This window comes from Streptosporangium sp. NPDC003464, from assembly GCF_053588315.1.
Genome location: NZ_JBSFPS010000085.1, coordinates 23,127 through 33,737 on the forward strand (window position 1 = coordinate 23,127; position 10,611 = coordinate 33,737).

Below are 10,611 nucleotides of genomic sequence, written 5' to 3' on the forward strand. Positions count from 1 at the left end.
CCGGGGGCTCCCTCGCGTCAGGTGTCGCGCTCGGGGTCCAGCGGCGCCAGCAGCCCGTGCAGCTCCTCGAACAGGGCCGGCGCCGCGCAGAGCGTGAAGTCCGGGCTGACCGGCCTGCCGTTCAGCCCGCCGATCACGGCCCCGGCCTCGGTGGCGACGAGGCCGCCGGCCGCGTAGTCCCACGCCTGCGGGCCGCGCTCGTAGTAGCCGTCCACCCGGCCGGCCGCCACCGAGCACAGGTCCGAGGCCGCCGAACCGCCCCGGCGGATGTCGCGCACCCGCGGCACCACCCGGGCGAGCACCTCCGCCTGGACCGTCCGCCGGCCGACCTCGTAGCCGAACCCGGTGGCGATCAGGGCCCGCTCCAGCGGCACACCGGTGTTGCAGCGCAGCCGCTGCCCCGCCAGCCACGCGCCCTCGCCCTTGGCCGCGGTGAAGACCTCGCCCCGGGGCACGACGTTGACCACCCCGGCGACGACCTCGCCGTCGACCTCGACGGCGATGCTGACCGCCCACTCGGGCAGGCCGTACAGGAAGTTGACCGTCCCGTCGATCGGGTCGACGATCCAGCGGACCCGGCCGCCGCCGGTCGAGCCGCCCTCCTCGCCGAGGATCGCGTCGTCCGGCCTGACCGCCCGGATCCTGGAGCGGATCAGCGCCTCCGACGCCTTGTCCAGCGCGGTCACCACGTCGGTGGGGCTGGACTTGGTGGCCAGCACCTCCGGCCGGGCCGGCCGTTTGGCCACGAGCATCTCCCCGGCCTCCCTGGCGATCTCCTCGGCCAGGTGGGCGAAGACCCCTACCTTCTCCATGGCCTCCGCCCCCTCGTCGGCTCGGCCAAGGTCACGAGAGCGACTCCGGCCGCTTCCACTCCCGGCCGAGAACGTGCTGGGCGAGGAAGGCGAGCACGGTCTCGTACCAGACCACGGCGTTGCCCGGCTTGAGCACCCAGTGGTTCTCGTCGGGGAAGTAGAGGAACTTCGACTCCACGCCCGAACGCTGCAGGTCCCACCACAGGCGCAGGCCCTCGCCGATCGGCACCCGGTAGTCCTTGTCGCCGTGGATGACCAGCATCGGCGTGGAGATCTCCGCCAGCGACAGGTGCGGGGAGAGCTTGCCGTACAGCTCGCCGCCCAGGGCGCCGAACTCGCGCTGCCAGTACATCGGCCCGTCGGTGGTGCCGGAGAACTGGTCCAGGTGCCAGAGCGAGGCGTGGGTGACGATCGCCTTGAACCGGTCGGTGTGGCCGGCGACCCAGTTGGCCATGTAGCCGCCGAACGAGCCGCCCATGGCGGCGGTCCGGGTGGCGTCGACCTCCGGCAGCTCCAGGGCGGCGTCGGTGACCGCCATCAGGTCGGCGTGGGTGCGCGGGCCCCAGTCCGCCCATCCGCGCCGGATCATCTCGGGCCCGTAGCCGGTGGACAGGCACGGGTCGGGCAGCAGTACGGCGTAGCCGTGCTGGGCCATGATCCACGGGTTCCACCGCCAGGACCAGTCGTTCCAGCTCGACAGCGGGCCGCCGTGGATCCAGAGCAGGAACGGCGCCGGGTTCTCCGCCGAGGCCCCCTCCGGCAGCACCAGCCAGGCCCGGACCGTCGCGCCGTCGTCGGCGGTCGCGGTGACCTCGGTCAGGGTGCCGGGCAGCTCCAGCGCGGGGGCCGGGGAGGCCAGCTCCTCGACCGTGCCGCCGGCGGTGATCCGGACCGGCCCCGCGGCGCGGTCCACGGCGCTGCGCAGCGCGTAGAGCGTGCCGTCGGGCGCGACGTTGAGCGACAGGTAGGCGGCGTCGTCGGGCGTGAGCCGTACCGGCTCGGAGCCGTCGGCCGGGACCTCGAAGACCGGGCGGCGGCCCTGGTGGTCGGCGGCCACGTACAGGGAGCGCGAGTCCGGCGCCCAGACGACGTCGGCCGGCCACAGGTCGCCGCCGGCGGCGTGCCCCTCGCCGGTGGCCAGGTCCACGATCCACATCGTGACCTCGGGGATCCGCGAGGTGTCGGCGTGGCGCTCGCGGACGCAGGCGACCAGGCGCCCGTCGGGCGAGACCTTGACCGGGCCGTTGAAGTCGTGGCCCTCCTGCTCGGCCACGACCCGCAGGGCCCCGGCGTCGGCGGTCTCGATGGCCACCAGCCGGGAGCGGAGCTCGCCCGCCGGCTGCGGCACCGACCAGGTCGTCACGACCGTCGCCCCGTCGGGGGTGACGTCGTAGGAGGCATTGACCAGTGCCTTGCCCGGCTGCGGGGTGAGGTCTCTGACCTGGGCCAGCCGGTCGTCGTCGCCGAGGGTCCCGGCGAACAGCCGGGGCTCGCCGGGGCCGAGGTCGTGATCCCAGTAGCGCACCGGGGAGCTCTCGTGCAGGATCGCGCTGATCCCGGCGTCCTTGCGGGTCTTGCGCCGCTCCTCCTCGGTGGTCTCGTCACCGGGCAGGACGTCGGAGCCGAAGACCACGCTCCGGCCGCCGGTCGCGAACCCGGTCACGCCGCCGGGCCGGGAGGCGATCTGCCTGGCCTCGCCGCCCACCGCGGGCAGCAGCCAGAGTGCCGGGACCTCCTCGTCGGGCTCCTTCACTTCCGGGTCAGGGCGGCGCGAGCCGAAGATCAGGTCGCCCGAGGCGGTGAACTCCGCCCCGGCCTCGCCCTTGACGGACCTGGTCAGCCGGTAGGCCCTGCGCCCGTCGAGAGGGATCTCCCACAGGGACGTTCCGTAGGACTTGCCATCGGGGTTCAGCGCCTGCACCACGCTGACCAGGCGGGTTCCGTCGGGGGAGAGCCGCAGGGACGCCACCCGCGGTACGCCGACATAGTCACGAATGTCGTTGAAAGGGGTCACGACCCGAACTTACATCGGTCCTCACCTCCGGTCGCGCATCCGGGTCGACACCCGGACGCGGACAACCGGGGCGACCATGTGAGAGGAGCCTCCCGAATGCGGTTTGATGAATGCCATGGGGACTTACGACGCGTTGCTCGTCGTCTCGTTCGGAGGGCCGGAGAAGCCCGACGACGTGATGCCGTTTCTGGAGAACGTGGTGCGGGGCCGGGGGATCCCGCGCGAGCGGCTGCTGGAGGTCGAGGCGCACTACCAGCGCTTCGGCGGGGCGAGCCCGATCAACCAGCAGTGCCGCGACCTGATCGCCGCGGTCGAGCCGACCGTCGACCTGCCGGTCTACTGGGGCAACCGCAACTGGCACCCCTACCTGGAGGACACGCTCCGCCGGATGGCCGCCGACGGCGTGCGCCGGGCGGCGGCCTTCGTCACCGCCGCCTACAGCTCCTACTCGGCCTGCCGGCAGTACATCGACGACATCTCCCTGGCCAGGGCCGCGGTCGAGAACGCCCCGGAGATCGTCAAGCTCCGGCACTACTACGACCACCCGGGCTTCGTCGCGGCCATGGCGGACCACACCCGTGAGGCCCTGGAGGAGCTGCCGGCCGAGCACCGCGGCTCCGCGCGCCTGGTCTTCACCGCGCACAGCATCCCGGTCTCGATGGCCCAGACGGCCGGGCCGCACGGCGGGGCGTACGAGGCGCAGCTGCGCCGGACGGCCTCGCTGATCAGCGCCGAGCTGGGCGGCGACCGGCCGTGGGACCTGGTCTGGCAGAGCCGCAGCGGCGCCCCGCACATCCCGTGGCTGGAGCCCGACGTCTGCGACCACCTGCGCGAGATCGACGCCCCCGCGGTGGTGCTGGTGCCGATCGGGTTCGTCTCCGACCACATGGAGGTGGTCTACGACCTCGACGTGGAGGCCGCGGAGCTGGCCGCCGAGCTGGGCCTCCCGCTGGCCAGGGCCGCCACCGCGGGCACCCACCCCCGGTTCGTCTCGATGATCGGGGAGCTGCTGGCCGAGCCGGAGCCGGCCGCCTGCGCGGCAACCTGCTGCCCCGCCCCGCCCCGCCGCCGGGGCTGATCCGTCCCGGGCAGGGGACTGATCCGTCCCGGGCAGGCGGCGGCGTGGCCCCGCTCCGTCACGGGTAGGCGGCGGCGTAGCCCCGCGAGACGGACATGACCTTGCTGACGTACGACCAGGAGTGGTTGTAGAACCAGATGGCCTTCTCCAGCTTCTTGCCGCCCTGCCCCGCGCCGTTGGCGCACAGGTAGTTGGCCGCCGAGGGGACGGCGTCGTAGGGGCTCCAGATGTCGGCGACGCCGTCGCCGTCGCCGTCGACGCCGTAGGCCTTCCAGGTGGCGGGCATGAACTGCATCGGCCCCTGGGCGCCCGCCGAGGACGGCCCGTTGTTGCGCCCGTGCGAGCTCTCCACCTGGCCGATCGCGGCCAGCACCGTCCAGGAGAGGCCCGGGCAGACGGTGGCCGACCTGCGGTACAGCTCCAGATAGCTGCCGGGCCGACCGACCGCCACCTTCCGGGCCGCCCGCGGCCGCTCGGCGGTCCTGTCCTTGGCCTTGCCCGTGGTCCTGTCGGCGGTGGTCTTCCCGGTGGCGGTCCGGACCGTACGGCTACCGCCCACGGTGATCACCTGCGCGCCCGAGCTCAGCAGCTTGCGCACCCCGGCGTTGAGGGCCGCCGCCGCCTTCTCCGGCCCGTGCACCAGCAGCGCCACGCCCGGCAGCAGCCCGAGCCGCCGCCCGGTCTCGGCGCCCACCAGGCCGTCCACGCCGGGCAGGCCGAAGGAGGCGGAGGCCGCGACCCGGAGCAGGGGGCCGCCGTCCACCTGGTAGTGCGAGCCGAGGACCAGCCCGAGGCGGCGCACCGCCGAGCTGTCGGCGACGAACTCGCCCTTGGCCAGCGCGCTCCACACCGCGGGCTGCTGGGCCACGGCCTTCGGCGCCCAGGCGCGGAACCGGGCGGGGTCGACCGCGAGCAGGTTGAGCCCGGCACCGGACACCTTCACCGCCCCGCCGTCGAAGGAGTCGATCTTCTGGACGTGCTTGAGCTGCGAGATGTCCTCCTTGGTCTGCTGGGGCAGGGTCGACTGGGAGATCACCAGCAGCCGGGGCGGGGTCAGGGTGATCCCGGGACCGCCGGTGGCCGAGGCGGCCGGGGTCGGGCTGACCGCCGGAGGGGTGGCCGGCGCGACCGTCCCGGAGGCGGAAGGACTGGCCAGCGGGACGATCCCGGCCAGGTCCCGGACGTCGGACTCGGCGGCGGCGGCGCTGAGGGAGTCGGTGGGTCGGGTGGCGACGAACACCGCGCCGCCGACGACCGCGAGCGCGGCGACCACGGCCAGCACCGTGACGAACGCCCACAACCGGGGAAGATGCGACACCGCGCTCACGTTAGCTCCAAGAAGCCATGATGTGTGCCATTGCGCGGAAAATGGCTTGCCGGGTGGCGGTCCGGTAGGGAATGGTCGCTACGATCTACGCCGGAAGCGCGCGAGGGGGAGCTGTCAGTGGTCGGGCCGTACCGGGGGCTGTTCAGCACGCCCGGCGTCAAGGGTTTCGTCATCGCCGGGTTCCTCGGGCGGATGCCGATGTCGATGCTCGGCATCGGCATCGTCATGCTCATCGAGGCTCTCACCGACTCCTTCGCCATGGCAGGCGCGGTCGCGGCCACCGTCAACGTCTCCTACGCCGTCGCCGCGCCCCTGACCGGACGGCTGGTGGACAGGTTCGGCCAGGCCAGGGTAATCGTCCCGTTCACCCTGGCCCACGGCGCCGCGCTGGCGGGCCTGATGCTCTGCGCCGAGCTCCAGGCGCCCGTCTGGAGCCTGTTCGCCGCCGGTGTCGTGGCCGGCGCGAGCGCGGTGTCGCTCGGCTCGCTGGTGCGGGCCCGCTGGACGCACCTGCTGGCCGGGTCGGCCAAGCTGCACGCGGCGTTCTCCTTCGAGTCGGTCGCCGACGAGGTCATCTTCGTCGCCGGGCCCGCGCTGGTCAGCGCCCTGGCCACCGCGGTCAACCCCTACGCCGGCCTGATCGTCGCCCTGGTCTGCACGGTCGTGGGCACGATCGCCTTCGCGATGCAGCGCGGCACCGAGCCGCCGGTCCGCCGCGGCGAGAAGCACTCCGGCACCCCGATCACCATCCCCGGGATCGCCCTGCTGTCGTGCGTGTTCCTGGCGATGGGCGCGGTCTTCGGCTCGGTGGACCTGATCACGGTGGCGTTCGCCGAGGAGCAGGGGGCCAAGCCCGCCGCGGGGCTGCTGCTGGCCTCGGTCGCCGGCGGGAGCCTGGTCTCCGGCCTCTGGTACGGCGCGCGGCAGTGGAAGATCTCGCTGCGCCGCCGGTTCGTCCGCGCCCTCGGGGTGTTCGCCGCCGGGCTGACCCCGATCGCCCTGATCGGCGACGTCAAGATCATGGTCCCGGCGCTGTTCCTCGCCGGGCTGGCCATCTCCCCGACGATCATCACCGGTTACGCGCTGGTCGAGCGGCTGGTCCCGGCCCACCTGCTCACCGAGGGCATGTCGTGGGTCTCCACCGCGGTCGGCTTCGGCGTGGCGCTCGGCGCCTGGGCGGGCGGCCGGCTCACCGACGTCTTCGGCGCCTCCAACGCCTACGGGTTCTCCTTCGCCTGCGCCGTACTCGCTGTGATCATCGGCGTCGGCGGCTCCACCTGGCTGCGGACCCCTATCCCCCAGCAGTAATCATGAGTATTGTTCACATTCGCGAGCGGAGCGGGGGTGAACAGGTGCCCGCGGCGTAGGCCGAAGGCGCAGACCATGCGTGCTCCATGACGCCGACAGGCAGGAGCGTGCATGAGCGAGACATTCCGCAACTGGGCCGGGAACCAGTCCGCCACCCCGCAGGAGGTCCGCGTGCCCTCCTCGACGGAGGAGGTGGCGCGGGCCGTACGGGACGCCGCCGCCTCGGGGCGCCGGGTGCGGATGGTCGGCACCGGGCACTCCTTCACCGGGGTCGCGCTGACCGACGGCCTGCTGCTGCGGCCGGAGGCCCTGACCGGCGTCCGCGAGACCGGCGACGGCTGGGTGACGGCGGCCGCCGGCACACCGCTCCACGTGCTGAACGAGGAGCTCGACCGGATGGGCCTGGCCCTGGCGAACATGGGCGACATCACCGCCCAGACCCTCGCCGGCGCCATCCAGACCGGCACCCACGGCACCGGCCGGGAGGTCGGCGGCCTGGCCGACCAGGTGACCGGGCTGGAGCTGGTGCTCGCCGACGGCGAGGTCGTCACGGTCACCCGCGGCGGCACGGGGAAGGTCCGCGACGGGGTGAGCGAGCAGGACCTGTTCGACGCCGCCCGGGTCGGCCTCGGCGCGCTCGGCGTGGTGACCGCGGTGACCTTCCGGGTGGAGCCGTCGTTCCTGCTGCGCAGCGTCCGGCAGCCGATGACGCTGACCGGGATCCTCGACTCGCTCGACACGATCACCTCGGACAACGAGCACCTGGACTTCTTCTGGCTGCCGCACACCGACACCTGCCTGACCAAGCGGAACAACCGGAGCGCGGGGCCGGCCGATCCGCCCGGCGCCTTCAGGCACTGGCTGGACAACAAGTTCCTGGAGAACACCCTGTTCGGCGCGTTGTGCGGGATCGGCGGGCGCTTCCCCGGCGCGATCCCCCGGCTCAACGCGATCTCGGCGGCGGCGCTGTCGGCCTCGACCCACACCGACACCTCGTACAAGATCTTCACGAGCGTGCGGGACGTGCGCTTCCTGGAGATGGAGTACGCGATCCCGCGCGAGCGCCTCGGCCAGGCCCTGCGCGAGACCCGCGACCTCGTGGAACGGCGGGACTGGAAGATCACCTTCCCGGTCGAGGTGCGGGTCACCCCGCCCAGTGACGCGTGGCTGTCCACCGCCTACGGCAGGGACTCGGCCTACATCGCCTGCCACATCTACCGGCCGACGCCGAACCCGGCCTACTTCGAGGGCGTCGAGGAGATCATGACCCGGCTGGGCGGCCGGCCACACTGGGGCAAGCTCCACACCCGCGACGCGGCCTACCTGGCCACGGTCTATCCCCGGTTCGGCGACTTCCGGACGCTGCGGGACCGGCTGGACCCGCAGCGCGTGTTCACCAACGACTATCTGGACGCCGTCCTGGGCTGAGACGGCCCCTCAGCCGCCGCCGAGGACGCTCTGCCCCTCGGGCCCCTCGCTCTGCGGCCCGCTCTCGTCGGGAGGGGGCAGCTCACTCGACGGCGGCGGGCCGGTCGGCTGGTCGCTGGGCTCCGGCGACGGGTCGATCTGGGTGGGACCGGAGGTCGGCTCCGGGGTCGGGGTGCGGGTCGGAGTGGACGAGGGGGTGGGCTCGGCGGGCGGCTCCGTCCCCGGCCGCTCGGGCTGCCCGGAGTCGGCGGTCGCGGTCGGCTCGGAGGTCCTGTCGGGGACCGGCGGCGGCGCCGGGCTGGCCGGCCTGGAGTGCTTGACCCGGTCGGGGCTCTTGTCCCGCTTGCCGGCGCCGGGGTTGAGGCTGGTGCCCGACCCCTTCTCCCCCCGGACGGTGCTGGAGACCGGCTGCCCGGTGAGCCCCTCGAAGCCCAGGATGGCCCCCATGCCCAGCGCGAACGTCACCACCGCCGTCACCGCCAGCATCCAGACCCTGACGCGGGGGCCGTCGGCGTGGGCGCCGTCGGTGATCCTGGGCAGTTCGGCCGTGGCCGGGTCGACGTCCACCACGACGAGGCCGTCCAGGTCGTCGGCGCTCGGCGCCGCGCCGCCGCCGACGGCCGGGAGCACCGAGGTCGGGGCGTCGGGGTCCGCCGAGGCGGGCCTGCTCACCGGGAACGGCGAGGTCGGGGCGTCTGGATCCACCGTGCCGACGGCCGGGAGCACCGAGGTCGGGGCGTCCAGGTCCGCCGGGGCCGGCCCACCGGCCCACCGGGCCTGCGCCTCGCCCCGCACGGTGGCCCGCGCGGCCGTCGCCAGCTCGCCCTCGCCCTCCACCTTCCTGGGCGGGTCGTCGGCGGCCTCGTGTCCTCTGAGGAAGGTGAGCTGGGTGCCGGTGCGCTTGAGGTAGTGGGTGTACACGGCGCCGCCGACCGTGCTCCCGACGCTCATCACGGCCGCGCCGATCACCGTGCCGGCGACCCCCAGATACGATGCGGCCACCGCCGCCGTCATCGTGGCCAGAGCGCCCCCCACGATCTGCGGCATGCTCAGATCGAATCTCTGCTGGCCGCCCATTCCCCGAATCAGTCCCTTCTCACAAGCTTTCGGTAAAGGGGTGCGTAAAGGCTCCCTCGAAGAATGACGCATCCGCGTGTCCTGTTGTTCCTGTGACCTGTGCGACAGGCAGATTCGCAGACGCCCCGCGCCGCCCAACCCCGAGGGAGTACGCCGGAGATGACATTCTCCCGCCGTCCACATCGACCGCCGCTCCACGCCACACCGGCTGCCATGACCTCCGGCGACGGTGACGGCCCGGACCGCACCGGACCCCCGCCCCACGCCCCCGTGGCCGCGACACGCCGCCCGGGGACCGGCCGGCGGGTCCCGATGTCATCTCCCGGCTATTGGCCGAAGTCCACAACGGCACCCGGCGTTATTGGGGAGAATCCGTCGAGGACCCTGAACGTGCTGCTCCACACCGGTGCCTGCAAGTAGATGAATGGAGCAAATGTGACCGGCGTCACATCGCTGCGAGCCCCATCCAGGAAGGCGATGTTCGGACATGCCGGGTACGGTGCTGGCAGGCAACCGGCACACGCGAGAGACTCAAGGGTCCGGGGGAAGATTGAGCACGACGACGAAGGGACTCGCATGCAGGAGCTCCGACTCGTCGCGGTGAGTGAGGACGGGACCTATCTCGTGCTGGCGACAGCCGGCCGGGGGACCCGGTTCACGCTGCCCGTCGACGACCGGCTCCGTGCTGCCGTCCGCGGCAACTTCTCCCGTCTCGGCCAGTACGAGATCGAAGTGGAGAGTCCGTTGCGCCCCAAGGAGATCCAGGCCCGGATCCGTGCCGGCGAGACCGCGGAGGAGATCGCCGCCACGGCGGGCATCCCGGTCGAGCGGGTGCGGTGGTTCGAGGGCCCCGTGCTCCAGGAACGTGAGTACATGGCTCAGCAGGCGCAGCGCTGCGCCGTGCGGCTGCCGGGCGACTCCGCTCCCGGTCCTACCCTCGGCGACCTGGTCGCCGAGCGGCTGACCCGTCGCGGCGTGCCCGCCGACGAGATCGACTGGGACTCCGCCAAAAGGGACGACAACCTGTGGCGGATCAAGCTCGGTTTCGTTTGGAACGGTCACAGCCGCAACGCCGAGTGGATCTTCGATCCGCGACGGCGCCACATCACGCCGCACGACGACGAGGCCATGCGCCTGTCCGCCGGCGAATACGTCGAGCCGGTCGAGGACTCCATCGTCACGCCGTTCGTGCCGCGCGTGGCCAAGCTCGCGCCGGTGCCGCCGCTGGCGCCCGAGCCGCTGAACCAGCCGCCGGTCTCGTTCCCCTCGGTGGTGCGCAACGAGCCCCCGGCCGCGCCGGCCCACGAGCGGCCCGAGCCTCCGGCCGCCTACGAGCAGCCCGACTCCCCGGCCGCCTACGTGCAGCCGCCGATGCCCCCGCTCCCGGCCGGATACGAGGCGCCGAGGTCCTCGGTGCCGCCGCTGCGCGCCCCGGACCAGCCCGGTTACACACCGGCCAGGGCGCCGGAGCCGGTCAGGAGGCCCGAGCCCGCCGCCGTCCACGAGCCGGCCGAGCCCGCCCCACCGGCCGGCGCCGCCGGGCCGGAGCCGGCGGCCGGGACGGCAC

8 protein-coding genes are annotated in these 10,611 nt (G+C 73.2%); 4 read left to right on the top strand and 4 right to left on the bottom strand.

The annotated features are described in order from the left end of the window. Positions 1-17: 17 nt before the first annotated feature. Together ACWDS7_RS20230 and ACWDS7_RS20235 are read right to left on the bottom strand one after the other, a co-directional pair. Positions 18-812, bottom strand: a complete 795-nt coding sequence (locus ACWDS7_RS20230) for an inositol monophosphatase family protein (protein ID WP_451930506.1) — start codon at positions 810-812, stop codon at positions 18-20. Positions 813-843: 31 nt separating this feature from the next. Further along, positions 844-2,826, bottom strand: coding sequence for a S9 family peptidase (locus ACWDS7_RS20235; RefSeq protein WP_451930507.1), 1,983 nt, complete (start codon positions 2,824-2,826; stop codon positions 844-846). 115 nt (positions 2,827-2,941) lie between these two features. On the opposite strand from ACWDS7_RS20235, the gene ACWDS7_RS20240 reads away from it, so the two are divergent. Continuing rightward, positions 2,942-3,904: a ferrochelatase gene (locus ACWDS7_RS20240; protein WP_451930508.1), complete on the top strand. Its 963-nt coding sequence runs from the start codon at positions 2,942-2,944 to the stop codon at positions 3,902-3,904. A 58-nt stretch (positions 3,905-3,962) separates the two neighbouring features. Here the strand turns inward: ACWDS7_RS20240 and ACWDS7_RS20245 are convergent, their stop codons facing one another. Beyond that, on the bottom strand, positions 3,963-5,222 hold the full coding sequence (locus ACWDS7_RS20245) for a lytic murein transglycosylase (RefSeq protein ID WP_451930509.1): 1,260 nt from the start codon (positions 5,220-5,222) through the stop codon (positions 3,963-3,965). A 126-nt stretch (positions 5,223-5,348) separates the two neighbouring features. On the opposite strand from ACWDS7_RS20245, the gene ACWDS7_RS20250 reads away from it, so the two are divergent. Continuing rightward, positions 5,349-6,539 (top strand): MFS transporter, encoded by a 1,191-nt coding sequence (locus ACWDS7_RS20250; protein WP_306867541.1) that lies wholly within the window; start codon positions 5,349-5,351, stop codon positions 6,537-6,539. Positions 6,540-6,650: 111 nt separating this feature from the next. Next, positions 6,651-7,967 carry a D-arabinono-1,4-lactone oxidase gene (locus tag ACWDS7_RS20255; RefSeq protein WP_306867538.1) on the top strand — a complete coding sequence of 439 codons (1,317 nt, stop codon included), beginning with the start codon at positions 6,651-6,653 and terminating at the stop codon, positions 7,965-7,967. Between the two features lie 9 nt (positions 7,968-7,976). Here the strand turns inward: ACWDS7_RS20255 and ACWDS7_RS20260 are convergent, their stop codons facing one another. Next, entirely contained in the window at positions 7,977-9,014 is a 1,038-nt protein-coding gene (locus ACWDS7_RS20260) for a hypothetical protein (protein ID WP_451930510.1), read from the bottom strand. A 606-nt stretch (positions 9,015-9,620) separates the two neighbouring features. Between ACWDS7_RS20260 and sepH the strand changes: the two genes are divergently transcribed. Continuing rightward, positions 9,621-10,611: septation protein SepH (gene sepH / locus ACWDS7_RS20265; protein WP_451930511.1), on the top strand; the 991-nt coding region annotated here is incomplete at its 3' end.

Coding starts and splice junctions, on each gene's coding strand:
- ACWDS7_RS20230 (WP_451930506.1), bottom strand. CDS start 812: ATGGAGAAGGTAGGGGTCTTCGCCCACCTGGCCGAGGAGATCGCCAGG.
- ACWDS7_RS20240 (WP_451930508.1), top strand. CDS start 2,942: ATGGGGACTTACGACGCGTTGCTCGTCGTCTCGTTCGGAGGGCCGGAG.
- ACWDS7_RS20255 (WP_306867538.1), top strand. CDS start 6,651: ATGAGCGAGACATTCCGCAACTGGGCCGGGAACCAGTCCGCCACCCCG.
- ACWDS7_RS20260 (WP_451930510.1), bottom strand. CDS start 9,014: ATGCCGCAGATCGTGGGGGGCGCTCTGGCCACGATGACGGCGGCGGTG.